At 36.0% G+C, this 21,794-nt stretch carries 24 protein-coding genes; 8 read left to right on the forward strand and 16 right to left on the reverse strand.

Going from position 1 to position 21,794, the window contains the following annotated elements:
- Positions 1-307: 307 nt before the first annotated feature.
- The 3 genes from IGI76_RS16660 to IGI76_RS16670 form a co-directional block, all read right to left on the reverse strand.
- Complete coding sequence (locus tag IGI76_RS16660) at positions 308-514, reverse strand: hypothetical protein (RefSeq protein ID WP_438781788.1); 207 nt, start codon at positions 512-514, stop codon at positions 308-310.
- Between the two features lie 149 nt (positions 515-663).
- Positions 664-948 carry a type II toxin-antitoxin system RelE/ParE family toxin gene (locus tag IGI76_RS16665; protein WP_438781786.1) on the reverse strand — a complete coding sequence of 95 codons (285 nt, stop codon included), beginning with the start codon at positions 946-948 and terminating at the stop codon, positions 664-666.
- A complete protein-coding gene (locus IGI76_RS16670) occupies positions 935-1,231 on the reverse strand; it encodes a type II toxin-antitoxin system RelB/DinJ family antitoxin (protein WP_115231952.1) in 297 nt (98 codons plus the stop codon). The genes IGI76_RS16665 and IGI76_RS16670 overlap by 14 nt, the downstream gene beginning before the upstream one ends.
- Before the next feature lie 215 nt (positions 1,232-1,446).
- On the opposite strand from IGI76_RS16670, the gene IGI76_RS16675 reads away from it, so the two are divergent.
- The 3 genes from IGI76_RS16675 (at position 1,447) to IGI76_RS16685 (ending at position 4,408) form a co-directional block, all read left to right on the forward strand.
- Positions 1,447-2,763 carry an IS3 family transposase gene (locus tag IGI76_RS16675; RefSeq protein WP_438781784.1) on the forward strand — a complete coding sequence of 439 codons (1,317 nt, stop codon included), beginning with the start codon at positions 1,447-1,449 and terminating at the stop codon, positions 2,761-2,763.
- 71 nt (positions 2,764-2,834) lie between these two features.
- The gene (locus tag IGI76_RS16680; protein ID WP_438781782.1) at positions 2,835-3,524 is read left to right on the forward strand and encodes a transposase; all 690 of its coding nucleotides are present in this window, start codon (positions 2,835-2,837) and stop codon (positions 3,522-3,524) included.
- A complete protein-coding gene (locus IGI76_RS16685) occupies positions 3,512-4,408 on the forward strand; it encodes an IS3 family transposase (RefSeq protein ID WP_438781816.1) in 897 nt (298 codons plus the stop codon). The genes IGI76_RS16680 and IGI76_RS16685 overlap by 13 nt, the downstream gene beginning before the upstream one ends.
- A gap of 193 nt (positions 4,409-4,601) precedes the next feature.
- On the opposite strand, the gene IGI76_RS16690 is transcribed toward IGI76_RS16685, so the two are convergent.
- Both IGI76_RS16690 and IGI76_RS16695 read right to left on the reverse strand, forming a co-directional pair.
- Positions 4,602-5,030, reverse strand: a complete 429-nt coding sequence (locus tag IGI76_RS16690) for a universal stress protein (protein WP_005237651.1) — start codon at positions 5,028-5,030, stop codon at positions 4,602-4,604.
- A 10-nt stretch (positions 5,031-5,040) separates the two neighbouring features.
- On the reverse strand, positions 5,041-6,588 hold the full coding sequence (locus IGI76_RS16695) for an Nramp family divalent metal transporter (RefSeq protein WP_438781814.1): 1,548 nt from the start codon (positions 6,586-6,588) through the stop codon (positions 5,041-5,043).
- Positions 6,589-6,902: 314 nt separating this feature from the next.
- Here IGI76_RS16695 and IGI76_RS16700 point away from each other — a divergent pair, with 314 nt between their 5' ends.
- The 3 genes from IGI76_RS16700 (at position 6,903) to IGI76_RS16710 (ending at position 11,082) form a co-directional block, all read left to right on the forward strand.
- Positions 6,903-8,702, forward strand: a complete 1,800-nt coding sequence (locus IGI76_RS16700; RefSeq protein ID WP_005237655.1) for a heavy metal translocating P-type ATPase — start codon at positions 6,903-6,905, stop codon at positions 8,700-8,702.
- A gap of 534 nt (positions 8,703-9,236) precedes the next feature.
- Positions 9,237-10,226 (forward strand): IS30 family transposase, encoded by a 990-nt coding sequence (locus tag IGI76_RS16705; RefSeq protein ID WP_438781357.1) that lies wholly within the window; start codon positions 9,237-9,239, stop codon positions 10,224-10,226.
- 727 nt (positions 10,227-10,953) lie between these two features.
- Positions 10,954-11,082, forward strand: coding sequence for a hypothetical protein (locus tag IGI76_RS16710; protein ID WP_267912433.1), 129 nt, complete (start codon positions 10,954-10,956; stop codon positions 11,080-11,082).
- A 503-nt stretch (positions 11,083-11,585) separates the two neighbouring features.
- Here IGI76_RS16710 and IGI76_RS16715 read toward each other — a convergent pair.
- The 6 genes from IGI76_RS16715 to IGI76_RS16740 all read right to left on the reverse strand — a co-directional run bounded on the left by IGI76_RS16715 (position 11,586) and on the right by IGI76_RS16740 (position 15,753).
- Positions 11,586-12,284 carry a Fic family protein gene (locus tag IGI76_RS16715; RefSeq protein WP_123867112.1) on the reverse strand — a complete coding sequence of 233 codons (699 nt, stop codon included), beginning with the start codon at positions 12,282-12,284 and terminating at the stop codon, positions 11,586-11,588.
- Positions 12,285-12,332: 48 nt separating this feature from the next.
- Entirely contained in the window at positions 12,333-12,932 is a 600-nt protein-coding gene (locus IGI76_RS16720; protein ID WP_021470057.1) for a tyrosine-type recombinase/integrase, read from the reverse strand.
- A gap of 189 nt (positions 12,933-13,121) precedes the next feature.
- Positions 13,122-13,637: a (4Fe-4S)-binding protein gene (locus tag IGI76_RS16725; protein WP_174098305.1), complete on the reverse strand. Its 516-nt coding sequence runs from the start codon at positions 13,635-13,637 to the stop codon at positions 13,122-13,124.
- Positions 13,638-14,165, reverse strand: coding sequence for a YfbU family protein (locus IGI76_RS16730; protein WP_201706023.1), 528 nt, complete (start codon positions 14,163-14,165; stop codon positions 13,638-13,640). It abuts the gene before it with no gap.
- 386 nt (positions 14,166-14,551) lie between these two features.
- Positions 14,552-14,968, reverse strand: a complete 417-nt coding sequence (locus IGI76_RS16735) for a hypothetical protein (RefSeq protein ID WP_174098315.1) — start codon at positions 14,966-14,968, stop codon at positions 14,552-14,554.
- A gap of 251 nt (positions 14,969-15,219) precedes the next feature.
- Positions 15,220-15,753 carry a hypothetical protein gene (locus IGI76_RS16740; protein ID WP_174098317.1) on the reverse strand — a complete coding sequence of 178 codons (534 nt, stop codon included), beginning with the start codon at positions 15,751-15,753 and terminating at the stop codon, positions 15,220-15,222.
- A gap of 224 nt (positions 15,754-15,977) precedes the next feature.
- Between IGI76_RS16740 and IGI76_RS16745 the strand changes: the two genes are divergently transcribed.
- Together IGI76_RS16745 and IGI76_RS16750 are read left to right on the forward strand one after the other, a co-directional pair.
- Positions 15,978-16,658: an IS6-like element IS1216 family transposase gene (locus tag IGI76_RS16745; protein ID WP_438781778.1), complete on the forward strand. Its 681-nt coding sequence runs from the start codon at positions 15,978-15,980 to the stop codon at positions 16,656-16,658.
- A 39-nt stretch (positions 16,659-16,697) separates the two neighbouring features.
- Positions 16,698-16,940: a CHAP domain-containing protein gene (locus IGI76_RS16750; RefSeq protein WP_104872791.1), complete on the forward strand. Its 243-nt coding sequence runs from the start codon at positions 16,698-16,700 to the stop codon at positions 16,938-16,940.
- A 112-nt stretch (positions 16,941-17,052) separates the two neighbouring features.
- Here IGI76_RS16750 and IGI76_RS16755 read toward each other — a convergent pair whose 3' ends face one another.
- The 5 genes from IGI76_RS16755 to arsB form a co-directional block, all read right to left on the reverse strand.
- Positions 17,053-17,823: an ABC transporter permease gene (locus IGI76_RS16755; RefSeq protein WP_002415744.1), complete on the reverse strand. Its 771-nt coding sequence runs from the start codon at positions 17,821-17,823 to the stop codon at positions 17,053-17,055.
- Positions 17,816-18,751 carry an ABC transporter ATP-binding protein gene (locus IGI76_RS16760; protein WP_201706048.1) on the reverse strand — a complete coding sequence of 312 codons (936 nt, stop codon included), beginning with the start codon at positions 18,749-18,751 and terminating at the stop codon, positions 17,816-17,818. The genes IGI76_RS16755 and IGI76_RS16760 overlap by 8 nt, the downstream gene beginning before the upstream one ends.
- Positions 18,752-18,828: 77 nt before the next feature.
- Entirely contained in the window at positions 18,829-19,008 is a 180-nt protein-coding gene (locus IGI76_RS16765; protein ID WP_002333374.1) for a hypothetical protein, read from the reverse strand.
- Positions 19,009-19,032: 24 nt separating this feature from the next.
- Entirely contained in the window at positions 19,033-20,706 is a 1,674-nt protein-coding gene (locus IGI76_RS16770) for an FAD-dependent oxidoreductase (protein ID WP_201706025.1), read from the reverse strand.
- A gap of 20 nt (positions 20,707-20,726) precedes the next feature.
- Positions 20,727-21,785, reverse strand: coding sequence for an arsenite efflux transporter membrane subunit ArsB (gene arsB / locus IGI76_RS16775; RefSeq protein WP_172762076.1), 1,059 nt, complete (start codon positions 21,783-21,785; stop codon positions 20,727-20,729).
- Positions 21,786-21,794: the final 9 nt, after the last annotated feature.

Consider the following 21,794-nt stretch of genomic DNA (forward strand, 5'->3'; position numbering starts at 1 on the left):
TTAGAGCCTCCCTTAACCAGTCATCTAAATGGAGCTGTTGGGACTAGTACTAATCCACAGCGCTTATAGTCAGTATACCAATACGAAAGAAAGGAAAGTATATTTAACTGACTGATTTAAATATACAAGGGACTAGCTTATTTTTTTAATAAAAAAGTGAGATCATTGGCAATACGTGTTTCCAACTATTCTGAAGCATTTACTTAAAGGGGATTATCCAGCGATATTTCTTCAAATGAGCTTAGAATTGTCCTGAGACAACCAATTAAATAGCAAAACAAGCGAATCGAGTGAAGGATTCGCTTGTTTATGATGAACTCTGTTTAATTTTATCTAGGATCACTTCAAATATTTCAAAGGTATCTATATCTAACTGGCACAACCAAAGCAAATACTTCTTTTCTTTGTAGGTCCAATTAATAGTAGGGTAGGAGGACATCAAATTATTATATCTTGCTCTTTGTTCGCTTGATGCTAGCTGCCAGCGTTTATCAAATATTTTTTGTTCTTCCATTATCGATCCCCCAAAAAGAGCGCTGCCTGAAACTTCAATAACGGGCAGCGCAAGTCTAAGTTCAGATCTAAGGTTATCATAACAAACGATTATGAAAAAACTTAGAAAATTGAGTTATCTTAGAAACCAACAGCTCTTTAATTATAAAATTATCGAAATAAATCAGAGTGGCTGCCTGTTCGTTCAAAAATAATCGTTCCCTCATAGTAATAGAAGATTACTACCCAATCACTGTTTCGCCCACCTACGTGTATGTCCCATCGTTTAGGTATGAGGTTTTTTGGTTCTAAGGGGTGAAGTTTGTATTCTGTACCAAGTTCTTCTTCATTAATAAGCAATTCCATAGCAGCTTGCAACTTTTGGACGGGCTTCCCCTGCTTAATCAATTTTTTTACATCTTTATCAAAGCGTTTCGTCGTCCTATAATTCAGCATGTTCTTCCTCGAGGGCTTCTTTTTTCATCCTAGTAAAATAGTCGTTCAAATCTTCATTGTTGGCTAAATTACCTTTTTCGATTAAGCGTTCCGTCTCTTTAAAGGCTTGTGCTGTTTCATTCGTAGGTTGAAAAGAATCAGTTTCAATATCAAACGGAAACTTTCCTGTCTTTACAAACTTCGTTAAAAATATCTTTACTGCAACGGACGTATTCATTCCAACTTCATCAAACATTTTGTCCGCATCTTTTTTTAACTCATCATCAATTCGAATAGTTGCCATGATTCTCCCTCCATTCATGAATTTATTATAGCACGAAACAAAACAATTGTATACATTATAAGGCTATTGTATACAATTAAGGCTAAATGCTGAAAATTTACGTTCATTTTAAAGTGGACCCATAGATAAGGACAGTTTGAAAAAAATACCTTAGCTATCGGGTCTATTTTTGTATACACTGAATGTAACAAGATAAAGGAAAGGTGGATCAATCAATGACTATCAAGCACTTTACACAAAATCAGCTCAAAGTTCTGCTAGCGAATCCAAATGTCGTTAAGGCAAGTCAAAAGGCAATTACCTATTCTGTTGATTTCAAAACAAAATTCATTGAAGAATATGAACTCGGAAAATCACCAACAAGAATTTTTGAAGATGCAGGTTTTGACGTTGAAGTAATCGGCACTGAACGTATTAAGAATGCGACTTTTCGTTGGAAAAAAGCTGTGAAAGAACACGGAACACTCGGGTTGCGAGATTTGAGAAAAGCGAATAGTGGACGTCCATTGGAACGTGTGCTCACTCCTGAAGAACGTGTGGCAAAACTTGAAGCTGAAAACCTCTATTTGAAAGGTGAACTCGAATTCATAAAAAAGTTAGAACTGAGCGAAAAAGGAAGTCTGGCAGATAAACGAACTTCATCACTTACCTTTGCGCTCATTAAGGAACTATCAACCAAACGAAACCGTTCAATCAGCCTATTCTGTCGTTTAGCTGGCGTCTCCCGTAGTGGGTACTATGCCTATAAAAATAGTTCTTTCCGAACACAAGAAGCGAAAAGAGAGTTGGCGCTCAAAAAAGATGTTGAAAAAGCGATTGCTTTTCGAAATAAGAAGAAAGGCACACGTTCAATCGTAATGACACTCAAAAATAAATTTGGAATAATCATGAATCGAAAGTGTGTTCAGCGAATCTGTCGTAAGTACGACCTTCTGTCTTCGGTAAGGAAAGCGAATCCTTATCGCAAATTAGCGAAAGCTACGAAAGAACATCATCTCGTCGAAAATAAGCTCAAACGCGCGTTTAAGCAGGGGATTGCAGGGAAGATTCTATTAACTGACGTTACCTATATTCAATATGGTAATGGAGCCACTGCTTATTTGTCGACCATAAAAGACGCGCAAACGAATGAAATACTCGCACATCAACTTTCGGATAATTTGAGAATTGATTTTGTGTTGAAAACAGTCACGCAGCTGGTTGCCAATCACGGAAATCGACTGCATCAAGAGGTGCTTATCCATTCAGACCAAGGTTCGCACTACACTAGTCCTATATTTCAAAAACAATTGAAAGCTTCAGGAATCACCCAATCAATGAGTAGACGTGGAAATTGTTGGGATAATGCACCACAAGAATCATTTTTTGGCCACATGAAGGATGAGTGTGACTTCGCCAGTTGTCAGTCTTATACAGAAGTTTACACGATGGTTAACGACTATATAGACTACTATAATAATGACCGCGGACAGTGGAATTTGAAAAAGCTGCTGGCACCGAATGATTATCGATACCAGCTAGTCGCTGCATAATAGGTTTTGGTTTCTTTTTGAATTGTCCTTGACAAAGGGTCCACTTTACTACTATGTTGGGAGTTTTTTATATGTCAAAAAGAGTAAAGTTTAGCGTTGATGAAAAATTATATTCTGTTAATCAAGTGTTACAAGGGAGGACATCTAGAAATGCTGAAGCAAAAAGAATCGGTATCAGTATCGGGACTTTGCATGATTGGCTTCGTAAGTTCGAAGAAGGTGGTTCTGAACGACTTAAGGAACTTAGAACGTGGACGACATACTCAGAGGAAACCAAGTTATGTGCTGTTAAAGCCGTCATAGACGGAGGGGAATCCAAACTGTCTGTAGTCAAAAAGTATTCTATTTCAGGTAACAGTGTTTTGAATAAGTGGATTTCCAAGTATACTAGTGGTAGCGAAGTTAAATCCACTAGCAAAGGAAGGTCAAAATCCCGTATGACTAAAGGCAGAAAAACCGACTATAAAGAACGAATTGAAATCGTGCAGTACACGATTGCTCATGAACTTGCCTATGATAAGGCAATCGAGAAGTATCAGGTGAGTTACCAACAGGTTTATTCGTGGGTGCGAAAATACCAATCACTTGGACAAGAAGGATTGAAAGACGGACGTGGTCGCAAAAAGAGTCTAGAGGAACTAACAGAGCTAGATTGTCTCAAACTAGAAAATAAGAAGCTTCAAGCAGAAAAAGAACACCTTGAGATGGAGGTGGCTATCCAAAAAAAGTTGCAAGAAATTCGGGATCGATTCAAACGCTAGCGCTATCTCGAAAAGAAGCGAAATTTTTAGCAGTCAAAGAGCTTAATGAAGAGCGTGGTTGGCCAATCAGCCGACTTTGCCAACTAGTAACTGTCTCAACGCAGGGGTATTACAAATGGAGCAAACGTGTTCCGACTAGCCAGGATGAAGAAACGCAACACATCGCTGAAGTCATTACTGAAATCCATCTTGGATGTAAGAAAATCTACGGTTATCGCCGAATGACAGTGGCTGTGAATAAAAAGCTGGAAACGCGCTATAATTGCAAACGAATTCACCGTATTATGCGTATTCTAGGATTCTATTCGGTTATTAGAAGACCGCGTCCGTCTTGGCAACGGTCAAATCCTATTCATCTAGCAGAGAATATTTTGAATCGTAACTTCGACGCCGCCACGTCCCCAAATCAGATTTGGTGTACAGACATCACTGAGTTTAAATATGGGAATGGTCAGAAAGAATTTCTGAGTGCGATCGTTGATCTTTGGGACAAGTCTATCATCGCCTATGTATTGAGTCCTAGAAATGATAATGAAATCGTCATGGATACACTAAAACAGGCCTTTGAAGCCAACCCAGGAGCACGACCACTGATCCACAGTGACCGTGGGTTCCAGTATACTTCTCATGCTTACAAAACATTGAGAGATACGTACAAATTTACCGCAAGTATGTCACGAGTTTCGAAATGTCTAGATAACCAACCAATCGAAAGCTTTTGGGGCACTTTAAAAGCAGAGCGTTACTACCTGAATAACTATGCGACCAGAGAAGCTTTAGTCACGGACGTGGAAGACTATATTCACTTCTATAATCATAAACGAATCACACTAAAACACGACGGACTCACTCCGATGGAAATCAGAAGTAAGGCTGTCGCTTAAGTCTTTTTATTAACCTGTAAGAGGAGATAGAGAAAGGGACTTTCTCTATCTCCTCTGAAGGCCAGTTCGAGTGAAACTCGAACAAATCTTTTTGTTTTTTTTGACTGTCTACTTGACAGGGAGCAGTTCAAAATAACTTTTGGAGTTTATGGTCTTTTTGCTCGTAGATAAATAATTCTGTCTCCGCCTCTTTTTAACGATATACTAAAACAGAAATTGTCGCATTTTTCGCCATGTAACTAGCCTGTGTGCCTAAGTATTTCCGGATAGGGTTACGTGATTTAGAACCAATGATTAATAAATCAGCCTTTGAAATTGGAATAAATTCTTTGACAATAACTTCACCCGGATTTCCTTGACCAATGAGAACTTCCACATCTGTTAGTCCTTGCTCTTTTGCGTAAGTACGATAGGTTTCACCTTGGCGAATTAATTTTTCTCGAGCGTTCTTTAAAAAGGTCTTATCCAGAATTTCATACGTATTAATGTCTTCGTTTTCTAAAACAAGTGCGATGATAAGCGAAGAGTCTTCTAGTTTCGCGCGATGGACAGCATAATGGAAGGCTTTTAACGCATCTTCTGACTCTTCCACACCAACTAAAATTCGTTTGAACGCATACATATTGCTCCTCCTACTCCGTTTCACGCATATTATTTAATTGAATGCGCGCATTTAATTTTTTGTTTCCTTTATATAGATCATAAACTGTCCATGCCAACAAAAGAAGCACAATAGCTATCGTAAAGTAGGCAATGCTATCTGCAATGACAAGATCTGTTTTACTTGCGTTGTCACCGAAGAACCCTTCAATTTGTCCGGGCAATCCGATTAGATTTAAATATGTTAATCCGATGACTGAAATCCAACCTAATAAGCGAATGATCCATGAGTTTTTGAAGCGATCACCCATTTCAAGACTACTATCCGTCATCATGAGTAGTGGGACCATTGAGAATGGTAAGGCAAAAGCTAGAAAGACTTGAGAATTATTCATTAACGTATTTAACGCAGTATGTTCTTCAATAGCCGATTTACCACTGGTTAACGCCACACAGACTAAAACCGGAATCACCGAGATTAAACGAGTAACAAGGCGCCGTAACCAAATCGGCATTTTCATATGAATGAAACCTTCCATGATTACTTGTCCTGTCAAAGTACCAGTAATCGTAGAATTTTGACCAGATGCAAGTAGCGCAACTGCAAAGAGAGTAGACAATAAACCAGATTTCGCAACCTGAACTAGGATACCATTACTTAAAGTTGAAGGATCTGATAAGGCTTCATACAATCCAAAGAAGGATGGATCTTGGACAGCTCCAGTTTTAAATACAGCAACACCCATAATAAGAAGCAACGAGTTAACAAAGAAAGCCATCGTTAATTGAATATTAGAATCCCATGTGGTAAAGCGAACTGCTTCGGCAACATCATCTTCATCGCTATGATCAATGGCACGTGTTTGAGAAACAGCCGAATGCAAGTACAGATTATGCGGCATCACAGTTGCTCCAATAATTCCTAGTGCGCCTGTTAGAGGAGTTTGACCGCCGATACTTTTCGATGAAGAGAATGTTTCGCTTGTTGGAATAAAGCCTTTCATCACGGCAGCCCAATCTGGATTTGATAGAGCAACTTGATAGACAAAGACAAAAAGAATGACAAAAATCAAACAAACCACGATTGCTTCGATCTTACGGAATCCGACTTTTGTCAACAATAAAAGCAACAAGACATCAAAGACGGTAATAAAAACAGCATACAATAAGGGAATATCAAATAGTAGGTATAAGGCAATAGCTGCCCCGATAACCTCGGCAATATCTGTGGCCATAATCGCTAATTCAGTTAAAATCCACAAAATAATACCTAATGATTTGCTCGTACGCACTCGAATCGCTTGCGCCAAGTCCATCTGAGTGACGATTCCTAGTTTAGCTGCCATGTATTGTAAAAGCATAGCAATCAAGCTAGACATTAAGATCACCGACATTAATAGGTATTGAAAATTTTGTCCACCAGTAATAGAAGTGGACCAGTTTCCCGGATCCATGTAGCCGACTGCCACAAGTGCACCCGGCCCCGAGTATGCGAACAATGTTTTCCAAAATCCCATACCTTTAGGAACAACGACCGTCCCATTTATTTCCTCAAGTGATGGACCATTGGCGTGTTCCATCAACTTGTGCTTATGAGCATGATTTTCATTTTTACTCAAGAAGATAACCACCTTTCATTTCTTTTCAACGCTAGTTTACTCCTCAAATGAAAAAAAAAAAAAAAGGATTTTTTTCGGAATGCCTAAAAAAAATGATAGGCACATCGACGTTTAACTCTAACTACCTAGTGGATTAACGTATTAAATTGAAATAAATATAATATAAAATAGGATTTTGATAGTTGCATCTGATTATCGTTATCAATTAGAGGATTATATTATCATTCGAAAAGTTGTGGTGCTACACTCTTTTTGTGAAATAGAGGAGGAGAACAATGAAAAATTACCAACGATTTATTCTAACTTTAACAATCGGTTTCGCAGCCTTACTAGCTGAATTTCTATTCAAAAATCCGACAATAGCTTATATGATTGTAGCGATTACGGGTGGGTTAATTGCCATTCAAATGTTGATTGGCATGATTGCTACACTGCGTTCGGGAAAATACGGTGTGGATATTTTGGCTATTACTGCCATTGTAGCGACATTGGCGGTCGGTCAATATTGGGCTAGTTTAGTTGTGCTAATTATGCTTACTGGTGGAGATAGTCTAGAAGATTATGCTAGCCGACAAGCTAGTAAAGAATTACAAGAATTGTTAAGCCATTCCCCTCAACTTGCTCATGTGATTAAGGGAGCGGAAATCATTGATTGCAAAGCTGAGACGGTGCAACTCGGTGAGCTTGTCTTAGTTAAACCAGGTGAGCTTGTACCAGTGGATGGTGTGATTAAAGAAGGTCAGACGACGTTGGATGAATCTTCTTTAACAGGTGAGTCATTACCAGTCGAAAGAGGAATTGGCGATGAAGTGATGTCAGGGTCGCTAAATGGCGATCAAGCATTTCGTTTTAAAGTAACTAAAGTAGCTGCTGATAGTCAATACCAATTATTGGTCAAATTAGTAAAAGAATCGGCTCAAAAACCGGCCAATTTTGTTCGTTTAGCAGATCGGTATGCGGTACCTTTCACGATTATTGCGTATGTGATTGGTAGTTTGGCATGGTTTTTCTCTAAAGATCCGGTACGCTTTGCAGAAGTCCTAGTAGTCGCATCACCGTGTCCTTTAATCTTAGCTGCTCCGATTGCGCTAGTCGCAGGTATGAGTCGGTCTAGCCGCAATGGTATCGTGGTGAAAAATGGGACAACCATCGAAAAACTTGCAACCGCTAAAAGCTTTTCATTTGATAAGACGGGGACAATAACAGAAGGAGCGCTCTACATTGATCAATTATCTTATACGAGTGGTTATACGGAAAAAACATTTTTACAACTCGTAGCCAGTGCGGAGCAAGAATCGGGGCATGTCATTGCACGCTCCATTGTTCGGGAAGCCAAAGAAAAAGGTGTGGCATTATTGCCAGTGAAAGATTTGGAAGAAGTGACTGGTCAAGGTGTCGTATGCTTTATTGAAGGAAACGAAGTAAAAGTAGGTAAATCGACCTTCGTAGGGAAGAAAGATGTCCATCGCTTAACAAACGAAGTCGCGGTATTTGTTGCTGTGAATGGTGTCATGATAGGACATGTGACTATGAAAGATCAAGTCCGTCAAGAGGCAAAGGAAACGATGCAAATGCTAAAGGCGGAAGGAGTAGAGAGCATCCATTTATTAACAGGAGATAAGCAAGAAGTAGCAGATAGTATTGCAGACCAAGTAGGCATTGATGTGGTGCATGCTGATTGTCTACCGCAAGATAAAATCGCCTATATTCAAGAAATCCCAGCGCCACTTAGACCAACAGTCATGGTCGGTGATGGAGTAAATGATGCTCCAGCTCTTTCCGTAGCGGATATCGGAATAGCGATGGGGGCGCATGGTTCGACAGCTGCCAGTGAAAGTGCAGATATTGTTATTTTGAAAGATGATTTGGCTAAAGTAGCTCAAGCCAGAGACATTGCTAAACGAACAATGGTCGTAGCGAAACAATCGGTATTGATTGGTATCATTATTTGTTGTGTATTAATGGTAATAGCTAGCTTTGGAATCATTCCAACATTATTAGGGGCGGCTTTACAAGAAGTGATAGATACGGTTGCGATTTTATCGGCTTTACGAGCACGAAATGATACAAAATAGTAAAGAGGCTGAGATAGAATGATTATCGATACCAGCTAGTCGCTGCATAATAGGTTTTGGTTTCTTTTTGAATTGTCCTTGACAAAGGGTCCACTTTAACTAATTGTATGATTTCTTTTTTAAATCACGTAATTATGAATAGCTTTGTTATCAAGGTAGTCAATCAAGTAAAATTCATCTAGCTAAGTTGATTATATTTATGACAACGAGAAATTAGTTGACATAAATATAATCAACACAATAATCATACTGATTTAAAGCTATTTATCATCGATAACTGCTGGATAGCAAAATAAAGCGCAACAAACCTCCGCAAACTTATATTGATGCTCGTTATTTAATATGATACGATGTGCCTGCATACGGTAGGTAATACGATTTGATTATGAACACAGATATGATAGCCTTGTATCGGCTGAGCTGACTTGTCTTAAGTTAGGTCCTAGTTGGAAGCGGATCTCATATCTGTGAAGGTTCATTGTCAAATCATTCGTTGCCGTAGTAATTAATAGAGCAAAGGAGCTAGTTTGATACATGGTATATAAGCATTTAACCGCTGAAGAGCGTGGGAAAATTGAGGCCTATCTTGACGAAGGATTACGACCAGCTGAAATAGCACGTAGATTAGATCGCCATCGTTCAACAATCACTCGGGAGATTCAACGGGGGACTGAAGCTAGAAAAGCCAACAGTATCGCACGGTTGCCTTATCAAGCTTCAAGTGCACAAAATATCGCTAAATTGCGGAAAAAGAACTGTGGAGTTACTAAAAAAGCCACGATTCATAATACTAAAACTATTTTAAAATATCTGAATCTAAAATATTCTCCAGAACAAATTGCACATTCCGTTAAAAGCGTAAAGGTATGTACATCCACGATCTATAACTGGATTTACTCAAAAACCATTGATTTCAACATCAAAAAGCTTAGGAGACATGGAAAAAGATATAAAGTAAAGTCATCTGGATCGAAGATTCGCATTGATCGAGCTTTCTTTGAAAATAGAACCATTGATTTGCGCCCAGAAGCTGTTCAGCTTCGTACAGAATTTGGTCATTGGGAAGCTGATACAGTAGTTTCAAAACGAGGCATATCAACCTGTCTCGCAACTTTTATCGAAAGAAAGACACGACAATACGTAGCGATTAAACTCCCTAATAAAACAGGTCGCGCTATGATGGCAGCGATTAAAAAACTAATAGAAATGTATCCTCAAGGGGTAAAATCTATTACTTGTGATCGAGGAACTGAATTTGTAAATCAATTTCAAGTCGGTCTTATTGAAGACACCTTCGGGTGCAAAATTTACTATGCAAATCCGTATGCACCTCATGAACGTGGTTCTAACGAAAATCATAATGGATTACTTAGAGAATATTTCCCTAAACCGTTTAATTTTAAGAATGTCTCGCAACGTATCGTCGATGACGCTGTAGAAAACTTAAATACTAGACCAAGAAAAATTCTAAAGTGGAAAACACCAGCTCAAAAGTTTAAACTAGAATACGCGAGAATTACATGATATTTTCAAGAGAACATTTCATTCGTTATGAAATGATTTTGTCGAACAATCGTATCAATTCAAGTTTATCAATAGGGATAAAAAGAGCAAAAGACGAACTATGTTTATATAAAAGCAATGTATAGTTGCGCTTAATCTTAACATTCGCCAAACGCCTTTAACTTTGTATAATATATCTTATGTAAACTAAATAAAAATTATGATGTCCCTTTATTTTATAATATGTTTGATCTAAAAAATTTATCATTATATTTATATGACTTAAATCAAATGAACCGCTTCATGTGATTAATTAATTATTGATAATCATTTTAAAAATTGGTATTCTATCGTATTGTTATATTTAATATATAATAGAATCCAAGTAGAAATCTTTTTTGTGAAATTTAGCACAACGGGAATTTTTTTTACTCATTTTCTCTGAATATTTCCCTAAATCTTACAAAAAAAAGCTATCAAATCAATATTCCCTTCAAAATTAGAATTGTATAAAATAACCAAACACACTATTTATTGTGTATTAAGTAATCACAAGCACAAGATATAGTGTTTTTCCGTTGACTTTTTTTTTGATTAATTTATACTTGGAGTGTAGCAGAGTACAACAGATATATTTTTTAGTTAAGTAATTATATATCGGTTGTTATATCTAATCGCCAAGCGGTAGCTGTCAAAAATCACGTATGTGATTGTTATGGAAAAATTTTTTTCATGAGGAGATGGTGAAATGGTAGATTTAGATGATATTCTTAAAATCGCAACTATTGTAAAAATTATTGCAACAGTTGCACCAGTAATTGAAAAACTGGCACGATACATTAATAGTCTAGTAACAAACAAAAAGACCAACCGTTAGAAGCCTGGCAGCATTAAACGGTTAATCTATTTGTTCTTGGATTTGTTGCTGTAACTCGCTACCGCACAGTAAATTAGTAGCTACGCTTTGAGTACGGAGATACTACAATATCTCTGTACTCTATTTTTATACTTTAAAATCAATAGAATTTCAAGTGTTAAACACAGTAAAAATATTTTTCAAGATATTTTTTAATTAAAATGTAAAAGATAATAATTGATATTTTTTACTTCTCAATTAACACAACCAAATTATACCATCATCCTATAGCAAATGACAGTGAAATGTTTACATTAATTGTGCAAAGATTTTTATCGTTGTTTGGAGCATGAAATAAAAAGAAAAATGAGTACTATTTTTCACTTACTTTTATACATCTTTTTAATATGCGCTGTTTTTTACTAATTTAACTTTTAAATTAATTTTAGGTCGACGAAATAATACAAAACTTCATCGGTCATACATGTATCTATTAGTTGACTTATTAAAATGATTTTCCATACCTAGGATTTGTAAGTTATTCCAAAAATACATTCGTCATACATAAATGATAAAATTTTTGATTCATCACTAAATTGGTTGCTATTATAATACATAGATAACAATTCATTAAATCTTTCAAATACAGTTTCAGGAATGGACAACAATCCCAAACCTTGGCTAAACATAATCTGATTAGCAGTTAATAACGCAGTTCTCTTATTACCGTCCCAAAATATTTGATTTTTCGAAATGAATAGAAACAGTCGCAATGCCTTTTCTGTCTCTGATATCTCTTGATTCATTATCTTGTCATATTGATTCTTTACCTCATCTTCAGTTAACATTGGAGGAACATACCTTCCCTGAATAGTCGATACTTCTACTCCGCCGGTTCTTATTTCACCAGGAAAAAGCGCATCTTCCGCTGCAACGATCCGATTAATCCGCTTACTTGTCTCTAGCAATGGTTCCTGTACGTCGTTTAAAAGCATTTCAAAGCCTCTTTTTAAGTTAACGACGGTCAGGACATCATCTACAGCCACGTTATTGGCCCGATTATACTTAATAATCTCTTCTGTTTGTAATAGCGTTGTATTCAATCCTTCAAATTTTCCCGCATTATACACCAGTTCCACAATATTTTTTTTCAATAAGTACACCGACTCTTTGCGAGATAAGTGGTATTTATTAGGAAATTTCGGACGCTTTTCTTCGTTCATTTTCTCACCTCTTGAATTTTTCCTTCTATTATATAGGGCATTATTCTGTCATAGATCCAAACTCTTTACTGCGGTATCCTTATCTTCCTGGGTGATCCCAATATAGCGTAAGGTCTCCCGTTGCGAAGAATGGTTGAGCAGCGACTGAATAATCTCTGTTTTGGTCCCTTGCTTGTACAAAAAATAGCCGAAGGTCTTGCGCATCGAATGGGGACCAATTTCTTTCAACCCAACCGCCGTTCCTGCTTCATGAATGATCCGCCAAAGGCTTTGTCGGGTCAAAGGCGTATCTGCTCCTTTGCGACTTGGAAACAAATAATTACTGAAGTCCTGTACTTGCAGCTGGTCAGGAAAATCCGATTGAACATACTCAAGAATCACTTTTCGTAATTTGTTCGAAATGAAAACCGAATTGTGTTTAGCTGTTTTTTGTTCCTTCATGGCCAGACGTTCTTTGACAATCACCCGTCCACGGGAAATTTCTAACACATCACTTAATTTCAACTGTCTTAAATCGGAAATTCGATACGCTGTATTGATCCCGATCGAAAAAAGCACCAAATTTCGTTGCCCATATTTGCCGGAAGCCAAAATTGCTTTCATGGCATCGATCTTTTTTTTGTCGCGAATCGGTTCTACGCTCTTCATTTTTAGCCGCCTTTCAAATGTTACTTAATATGATTATAACAGATAATAAGTCACATTTAAACAAGCTATAGAAAAAAGGCCCTAAAAGAAAAGTGATTTCCTCTTAGAGCCTCTAAGGATGGATCGATTTTAACGAAAGAGACACAACCAGCTTGTGTCTCATTGGTATTATAAGAAAAACAATGTATTCTACTTAATAGAATCAGTTGTTTCTTTTATAAATGAAATCTGTTGTGTAATCATAATCTGAAGATCCTTTACAATCTTTATTCTCTTAACTTGGTCAGCAGTTTCAATTTCCGTTAATTCTTTTTCAAATAAGGTAAAATCAAATCCTTTTAGTCCTGGCAAATGTGACCTATCACGAATAGTGAGTAGGCTTTTTCTAATTTCTGGAATAATTTTTCTTGGAGAGATACCATATAAATTAATTTCCTCATCGTTGTTTAACAAATCTTCAAGTTTTGATCTCATACTCTTTAATTCAGTTTCAATAGAGGAGTATTCTTGGATCCAGCCTTTTTCACGACTTAATCTTATCAACTCTTTCTTTGCATTCTCTACAATTTCTTTAGTATCTTCTTTACTCTTTTCAGCGCTTACTTCACTTTTTTTGCTTGCAACTTTAAATCTATAATTGACAATAGAGAAAAAGATACTGGCAATGACGGCAATAAAATTCAACAAAGTATCTACTTTATCCATTTACTCACCTAAGATTCTATTTATAAGATTTACAGAAAGATTGCCAAACTTATAATCTGATAAGGTTTTTACTACTTTGTAATTAGATAAATATTTATTATAAGTGTTTGTCATTAGTTGATGACTATTGAATCCTTCAAATTCTTTATCCTCTACTAACTCAGGGAATCGATCTAACTTTTCAATAAAAAACTTAGCATAAAACGCTAATTTTATTTCTTTGGGATCATTATAATCAAACCCTCGGAAATAAGTAGCATGTGGTTTAATATTCTGATTGTCAGACGAGTTCAGGTTTTTCTTGCTAAAATTGATATCTCTATACATGCTCAATACATCAAGTACAAATCGAGAATCGTCTTTTGGCAATGGGTCAGAAAGTTCATTCCAAATTTCATCATCGTAATGAAGCTCGTAACCTTCTCTCAATATTTCGATTTTTCTTTCATAATAAGATCTGTTTTGGTCATCAAATTTAGCCAATAACTCAAATTGATTTACTAATGACAATCTCTGAAATTTGTCCATTAAATGTTTCTTCCTCTCTTGTTCATTAACAAAAAACTAGTTTTTGCTAAAAAATATAATCTCGTACAACAAATATTATATATTAAATCTAATTGTAGGTGAACACGAATTTTATAAATATTTATTGTGTTAATGACAAATGATAACCGACTCCTCTCATAAGTTCTAGACTCTTTGCTAATAGAATAAAATTTCAGCAACTATTTCTGACCATAATTAAATGAGCTGCCGAAAAGCTGTAAAATCGGACTTTAAAATAAAGGATCAAAAACTTTTAAGTTTCTGACCCTCTAATAATTATTATTTCTATCAGCATCTACAAAAAAAGCACCTTCTTTAGATTAAAGATAGGCGCTGAAAAAATTTTTAAATTAATTAGACTACTTTTAAGCTAAATCTAGCGTACCTTGGAATCTATGTTCTAGTTGTGGTGGTGGACCCCAATTTTTAACTCTTGACTGCCCTATATAATAGACATAACCTTGATACTTTCTTCCGCTAATATAGCGTACATACCAATATTTACTTAAACCTGGGGTACCCCCTTTTTTCGTTGCGACGCTCATCCAAACATCCGCTGAAAAAATTGGGCTGACCCTTACGGTTATGTTGTTATTATTTATTGAAGGGATAACAGTATTATCCTCTGTAATAGACACATCATTAGCAATCTCAGATTCTGAATCATCTAAATATATAGTAACAGAATCTACTGAATTATTTTCTTCAGCTGAAACATCGATAGCTGTAAAACCGATGAAAGCTAAAAGTATGATAAAAGTACTTATAACTTTTAATTTCATTGACATACATCCTTTCTTTTTTTATTTCACATATCTTAATAAAATAAAGTAGAAGATCGCAAACCCACCAGCAAAGAACAATCCTGGTACCAATATGTCTTTTAAGAACATATCTCCACTTAATGATCTGTTCATATATGTTTTAACCACTTCAATTATCACGTATCCTATAAAAACTCCAAGAATAGGAATGATCTTACTCTTCTTATTTAACATTTAATCACATCCTAAGCCTCAATTTTCGTTATATTTTACTGAAGATAATAGTATTGATAAACAAACCCTCTTATTACAAAAACTCGACCATGTTGGAAGTTTCCTCCACTAATGACTGCCCCAATTCCTCCTAATGCGATAGACCAACCTGCTCCTGGCAGTATCGTTGCTACAGCCGCTGCAGCCGCTCCGGCTCCAAACTTACTCATATTATTTAACCAATTCTTGCTTAAATATAAGTCAACATTGCCGTTTCTAGCTTGACCACGCCAAACAATTTTTGTCACCCCATTGCTACTACTTCTCATTACTGCATTCTTTTCAAAAAGAAAAGAAGAATCAATTCCCTTTGCATCTAATAAATTTTTAAAATCTGAGTCGGTGATTGTTACAGTCGTTTCATCACCTTCGTAAGAAATATCGAAATATTCCGAATTTTCTTTGTAATACTCTATAGGATCATCTGTTGTAAGTTCTGAAGCAGAAGCATTCACACCCCAACTGATTGAAGGAGCCAAAACTAAAACTAGACTTGCAACAAGGACTAATAATTTACTGGCTTTAAACATTTTTATCTCTCCTTTTTATTGTTTATTACAATTTAATCGTACCACCAAAAAAGTCGAAAAACAATTAAAAAGTTTAAAAATAACGATTTATAAAATTATTAAATACGCAGACCTCCTCATATATCAAGACGTATCTTTTAAATAATAAATGGTTCTGTTGCAAAGTTTTAAATCTACTATCAAATAAGGTAGAATAATAGAAAAAGATAGCAGGAGGAATGACGATGAATCCTTTTAAAGGAAAGCAATTTCAGCAGGATGTGATTATTGTAGCCGTGGGCTACTATCTTCGTTATAACCTTAGCTATCGTGAAGTTCAAGAAATCTTATATGATCGTGGCATTAACGTTTCTCATACGACGATTTATCGTTGGGTGCAAGAATATGGCAAACTACTCTATCAAATTTGGCAAAAGAAAAATAAAAAATCCTTTTATTCATGGAAAATGGATGAAACGTACATCAAAACTAAAGGAAAATGGCATTATTTATATCGAGCAATCGATGCAGATGGTTTAACCTTGGATATTTGGTTACGTAAAAAACGGGACACACAAGCAGCCTATGCTTTTCTTAAGCGGTTAGTGAAGCAGTTTGATGAACCGAAGGTTGTAGTCACAGATAAAGCCCCCTCTATTACAAGTGCCTTTAAGAAACTAAAAGAATACGGCTTTTATCAAGGGACAGAACATCGTACCATTAAATACCTGAATAATTTGATTGAACAAGACCATCGTCCAGTAAAGAGACGCAATAAATTCTATCGAAGTTTACGCACTGCCTCTACCACGATTAAAGGCATGGAAGCCATGCGAGGATTATATAAGAAAACCCGAAAAGAAGGCACTCTCTTCGGGTTTTCGGTCTGTACTGAAATCAAGGTATTATTGGGAATCCCAGCTTAAATCATAGATACCGTAAGGGATTTTATTCTTTATTTAAAACTGTGCAACAGAACCGAAAATTTTAAAGCTAAAAATCAGTGGTTGGGAAAAGGTAATTTGCCTAAAAGTGGTAATATCATCTTTTTTGACTGGGATGGTGATTCTGTTAGCGACCATGTAGGAATTGTTGAGAAAGTAGAAAATAACATTGTTTACACAATTGAAGGTAATTCAGGAGACAAAATTGCTAAACTAAGTTATGAAAAAAACAGTCCTTATATCATGGGATATGGGACACCATAATCAAATTCTTTGATACATTAAAATACAATCTTCATGAAATAAAATAAAAAAGCTCTTATCTCCACAAATATGTTAGAGGTAAGAGCTAATTCTAATAACTGTCTTTTAATTATTAACTTCTTAATCCCTTTCCTTTATCTACTAAATAATAACAAATTGCATAAAGAACGATGATAAAAAGGATTAATATTGTAATTGAAACCATAATTGGTACATCTGTCGTTCCAAGAAATCCATAACGAAATCCTGAAATCATATAAACAATTGGATTAATTTTCGATACTGCCTGCCAGAATGGCGGCAACATTGAAATGGCGTAAAATACACCACCTAAATAAGTTAATGGCTGTAAAACAAATGTTGGTACAATTGAAACATCATCATAAGATTGTGCAAAAACACCATTAATTAAGCCTGCTAATGAAAATAAAATTGCAGTCATCAATAATGTAATCACCACAATAAACCATGAATAAACATGAAGTGGAACAAAAAATAGAGAAATGACTGTAACCAATGTCCCAACTAAGATACTCCTACCCAGTCCACCAATAACAAATCCCCAAATAATAACATGTGTGGGTACAGGTGCAACTAATAGCTCTTCAATATTCTTTTGGAATTTTTGAGAAAAGAAAGATGAAGAAACATTTGCGTAAGAACTTGTGATTGCAGACATCATAATTAAACCTGGTACAATAAATTCCATATAGGAGAAGCCGCCCATATCACCAATACGACCACCAATCATTTTTCCAAAAATAACAAAATATAATGAGGTCGTAATAACAGGAGGCACTAAAGTTTGTACCCATATCCGTAGGTAACGGTTGGTTTCCTTAACTGCTAAGCTTTTAAGTGCTGTAAAGTAGATACTAAACATTTTTCTCCTCCTTTTGATGTTTGTCTTCGGTAATTTTTAAGAACAACTCTTCCAATCTATTTGATTTATTGCGCATAGAAAGAACCTTGATATTTTGCTGATTGAGCTGCTCAAAAATATTATTAACTCCCTGATTTCGTTCAACTTCTATAGCAAGTGTTAGATCATCTTCAAAAAAGTGCTTATAACCTTTTATCACAGGCTTTTTGTCGTAGCTATCTAAATCAAAAATGAAAGTCTCATATTGTAGTTTTGATAGAAGTGCTTTCATACTTGTATTCTCAATTAGCTCACCTGATTGAATAATTCCAATGTTACGACAAAGCATCTCTGCTTCTTCTAAATAATGAGTTGTAAGAATGATTGTTGTGCCACTTTCATTTAACTCTTTTAAAAATGCCCACATTTCTCTTCTAAGCTCAATGTCCACTCCAGCAGTTGGTTCATCAAGAATTAGCAGACGTGGCTCGTGCATTAATGCTCGAGCTATCATAAGTCTTCGTTTCATCCCTCCAGATAACATACGGGCACGAACGTTTCTTTTCTCCCATAAATTGGACTGCTTCAAATACTTTTCACTACGTTTCAGTGCCTCTTTTCTTGAGACACCATAATATCCTGCTTGATTTACTACAATTTGTTGAACCGTTTCAAACGGATTAAAATTAAATTCCTGCGGCACAAGACCAATCTGTTGCTTTGCTCGCTCTAAATCATTATCAATATCATAATCAAAAACCTTCACTTGACCAGCAGTCTTATTAACAAGTGAGGTAATAATTCCAATTTTTGTTGATTTTCCAGCACCGTTTGGACCTAGCAGTGCGTAAAAATCTCCTTCTTCTACAGTTAAATCAATACCACGCAGCGCCTCAACACCGGTCGCATATACTTTTTTTAAGCCTTTTAAATCTAGTGCATAGCTTATTTACTCATTACCTCCTTACTTATATTTCTTTTGTCAAAAAACAAATGCAGTCAAGGTGCAACTGCATTTGCGACAAACTATTTTTTGTCTTCTTTAGCTTTAGATTCTCTTTTTTTAGCTAAAACATATAGAACCACAACAATTATAACAAAATTTACAAATATACCAACATTTATTTGATAGTTTAATAGTTTGGCAGCGAGGAAAGCTCCCAAGATACCAGCAAGTCTTGCCAACGCTCTTTTTTCTTCTGTCATCTATTTAATCCCTTCATCATTAAATCAGTTAGAGGCGAGCATTTGGGCAATTATCTGGTAATTTTTATTTCCTCCAGATAAATTATAGACTTCTTTAAATCCTTCGTTTAACAGGATATTTTGAGCAGCATTTCCAGTTACGCCCTTATTACAATACGTGATTGTTGTTACATTTTTATCTAGCTCCGCCACTCTATCACGTATTTCTGCTAATGGAATATGGATAGCCCCTTTAACACAAGAAATTTCATATTGTTTTTTGGAACGAGTATCAATAATTTGCAGTTGTTCTCCACTTGCTTGTCGCTCAATCAATTCAGTTGGGGTCATTAAAGGTGTTCCATTGCTTATTGCATTATCTAACGCCATTCCAGTATAAAGAACGGGGTCTTTCGTTGTCGCAAATGGTGGTGCATAAGCAAGGTCTAAATGGAACAAATCTTCTGCTACTGCACCAAATGAAATTGCAGTGGCAATTACGTCAATTCGTTTATCTACACCTTGCTCTCCAATAATCTGAGCTCCAAGAATTCTCCCGCTACTTTTATCTGCTAAAGCTTTGATTGTCAGCTCTTTTCCACCTAAGTAGTCCGCATGATCTGGCTTAATATTATAAAGAATAGCTGTCTCTAATCCTTCTAATTTAGCTTCTTTTTCTGTTAAACCAGTATATGCAACCGCTAAATCAAAAACTCGAACAATACCAGTTCCTAAAATACCACGATGTTCCAGTGTTCCTCCTGTGATGATATCACCAGCAATTCTACCCATCTTATTAGCAGTTGATCCAAGTGGACGATATATTGGTTTGTCTGTAATGACAGAATAGCTCTCAGCAACATCTCCTACCGCATAAATATGTGGTACCGTTGTCTGCATTTTCTTATTCACTTTAATCGCACCAGATTTTCCCAATTGAATAGTTGTCGATTGAATAAGTGAAGTATTCGGAGTAACACCAGCTGCAAGAATGACTAAATCCGATTTGATTGTTTGACCCTGACTGATTGCTAATTCAGTAATATAGCCATCCTTCTCTATTACTTTTGTGATTGTTGTATTCAATTGGAGCTTAACATGATTCTTTTCAAGCTCCTTTTGGACACGATAAGCCATATCAGCATCCATTTGTTTCATGACTTGATTGCCACGTTGAATAATAGTTACCTCTATTCCTTTATGAACCAATTGCTCTGCCATTTCTAATCCAATAAAGCCTGCACCAATAATAGTAGCTTGTTGTGGCTTTTCTTTTTCAATAAATGAGTGAATGGCAGCAGCATCTTGAATAGTACGAACATGAAAAAGATTTCTATTAGCTTGCTGTGCTTTAAAAATCTCTGGCACAATCGGTTTGGCTCCTGTTGCTAAAACCAATTCATCATAGGATTCGGTTTTCTTCTCCTTTGTTTGAAGATTCTCAACCTCAAGCGTTTGAGTTTCAGGATGAATAGCTGTCACTCGATGCTCTGTAAAAATATCTACATTATAACGCTTTTTAAACCATGCAGCATTTCTAGGGGTCAACTTATCTAACTCTTCAACTTCTTCTCCTATATAATAAGGAATCCCGCAAATTGAATAGGAAATATCCTTGTCTTGGTCGTAGACAACAATCTCTGCTTCCTCTGTATTTCGTCTAGCCTTTGCAGCCACACTTGTCCCAGCTGCTACTGAACCAATAATCACAATTTTCATAAAGATGCCTCATTCCTTTTTTAAGTTTGCTTAAAATATTTTTGCTTAAATTTCAATGCTACATTTACTAAACCAATCAAAACCGGAACTTCCACTAGTGGACCAATTACTGCTGCAAAGGCTTCCCCTGAATTAATACCAAATACGCCAACTGCTACCGCAATTGCTAATTCAAAATTATTGCTCGCTGCGGTAAACGATAATGAAGCTGCAATTGGATAACTGGTTCCCCCCATACGTTTAGAAATAAAGAATGAAACAAAGAACATAAGGACAAAATAAATGAGTAATGGAATAGCAATCCTTACTACATCCATTGGAAGTTCAATGACTTTTTCTCCTTTAACAGAGAACATCACAACAATTGTAAATAATAAGGCAACCAATGTAATTGGACTAATTTTAGGAATGAATTTTTCTTCATACCATTTCTTTCCTTTTTTCTTTATTAGAATCCAACGAGATAAAAAGCCTGCAATGAAAGGAATACCTAAATAAATGAAAACACTTGTTGCAATCTCACCCATTCCAATTGAAACAGCATGCGTTTCTAAGCCTAACCATCCCGGAATAACTGTCACAAAAATATAGGCAAACACTGAATAAAAGATAATTTGAAAAATGGAATTGAACGCCACTAATCCTGCCGTATACTCATTGTCCGCTTGAGCTAAGTTACTCCACACAATCACCATTGCAATACAACGAGCCAGACCAATCATAATTAACCCTACCATATACTCAGGATAATCATGTAAAAAGACAACCGCTAAAATAAACATTAAAATGGGACCGACAATCCAGTTTTGGAAAAGTGATAATAATAAAACCTTCCAATCTTTAAAGACACGCCACATCTCTTCATATTTCACCTTAGCTAACGGTGGATACATCATTAATATTAAGCCTATCGCAATAGGTATAGAAGTTGTTCCAACTTCCAGTTTATTTATTCCTGTCACAACCTCTGGTACAAAATAACCCAAACCAATACCAAAGCCCATTGCAAGAAAAATCCATAGGGTTAAATAACGATCTAATAATGATAATTTTTTTGTTACACCTGCCACAATCAACATCTCCAAGTA

The organism is Enterococcus sp. DIV2449a (assembly GCF_051711225.1).
In the GTDB taxonomy this organism is placed as follows: Bacteria; Bacillota; Bacilli; order Lactobacillales; family Enterococcaceae; genus Enterococcus_D; species Enterococcus_D casseliflavus.

Coding starts and splice junctions, on each gene's coding strand:
- IGI76_RS16660 (WP_438781788.1), bottom strand. CDS start 514: ATGGAAGAACAAAAAATATTTGATAAACGCTGGCAGCTAGCATCAAGC.
- IGI76_RS16665 (WP_438781786.1), bottom strand. CDS start 948: ATGCTGAATTATAGGACGACGAAACGCTTTGATAAAGATGTAAAAAAA.
- IGI76_RS16670 (WP_115231952.1), bottom strand. CDS start 1,231: ATGGCAACTATTCGAATTGATGATGAGTTAAAAAAAGATGCGGACAAA.
- IGI76_RS16675 (WP_438781784.1), top strand. CDS start 1,447: ATGACTATCAAGCACTTTACACAAAATCAGCTCAAAGTTCTGCTAGCG.
- IGI76_RS16680 (WP_438781782.1), top strand. CDS start 2,835: ATGTCAAAAAGAGTAAAGTTTAGCGTTGATGAAAAATTATATTCTGTT.
- IGI76_RS16690 (WP_005237651.1), bottom strand. CDS start 5,030: ATGTATGCGTTCAAACGAATTTTAGTTGGTGTGGAAGAGTCAGAAGAT.
- IGI76_RS16695 (WP_438781814.1), bottom strand. CDS start 6,588: ATGGAACACGCCAATGGTCCATCACTTGAGGAAATAAATGGGACGGTC.
- IGI76_RS16700 (WP_005237655.1), top strand. CDS start 6,903: ATGAAAAATTACCAACGATTTATTCTAACTTTAACAATCGGTTTCGCA.
- IGI76_RS16705 (WP_438781357.1), top strand. CDS start 9,237: ATGGTATATAAGCATTTAACCGCTGAAGAGCGTGGGAAAATTGAGGCC.
- IGI76_RS16710 (WP_267912433.1), top strand. CDS start 10,954: ATGGTAGATTTAGATGATATTCTTAAAATCGCAACTATTGTAAAAATT.
- IGI76_RS16715 (WP_123867112.1), bottom strand. CDS start 12,284: ATGAACGAAGAAAAGCGTCCGAAATTTCCTAATAAATACCACTTATCT.
- IGI76_RS16720 (WP_021470057.1), bottom strand. CDS start 12,932: ATGAAGAGCGTAGAACCGATTCGCGACAAAAAAAAGATCGATGCCATG.
- IGI76_RS16725 (WP_174098305.1), bottom strand. CDS start 13,637: ATGGATAAAGTAGATACTTTGTTGAATTTTATTGCCGTCATTGCCAGT.
- IGI76_RS16730 (WP_201706023.1), bottom strand. CDS start 14,165: ATGGACAAATTTCAGAGATTGTCATTAGTAAATCAATTTGAGTTATTG.
- IGI76_RS16735 (WP_174098315.1), bottom strand. CDS start 14,968: ATGAAATTAAAAGTTATAAGTACTTTTATCATACTTTTAGCTTTCATC.
- IGI76_RS16740 (WP_174098317.1), bottom strand. CDS start 15,753: ATGTTTAAAGCCAGTAAATTATTAGTCCTTGTTGCAAGTCTAGTTTTA.
- IGI76_RS16745 (WP_438781778.1), top strand. CDS start 15,978: ATGAATCCTTTTAAAGGAAAGCAATTTCAGCAGGATGTGATTATTGTA.
- IGI76_RS16755 (WP_002415744.1), bottom strand. CDS start 17,823: ATGTTTAGTATCTACTTTACAGCACTTAAAAGCTTAGCAGTTAAGGAA.
- IGI76_RS16765 (WP_002333374.1), bottom strand. CDS start 19,008: ATGACAGAAGAAAAAAGAGCGTTGGCAAGACTTGCTGGTATCTTGGGA.
- IGI76_RS16770 (WP_201706025.1), bottom strand. CDS start 20,706: ATGAAAATTGTGATTATTGGTTCAGTAGCAGCTGGGACAAGTGTGGCT.
- arsB (WP_172762076.1), bottom strand. CDS start 21,785: ATGTTGATTGTGGCAGGTGTAACAAAAAAATTATCATTATTAGATCGT.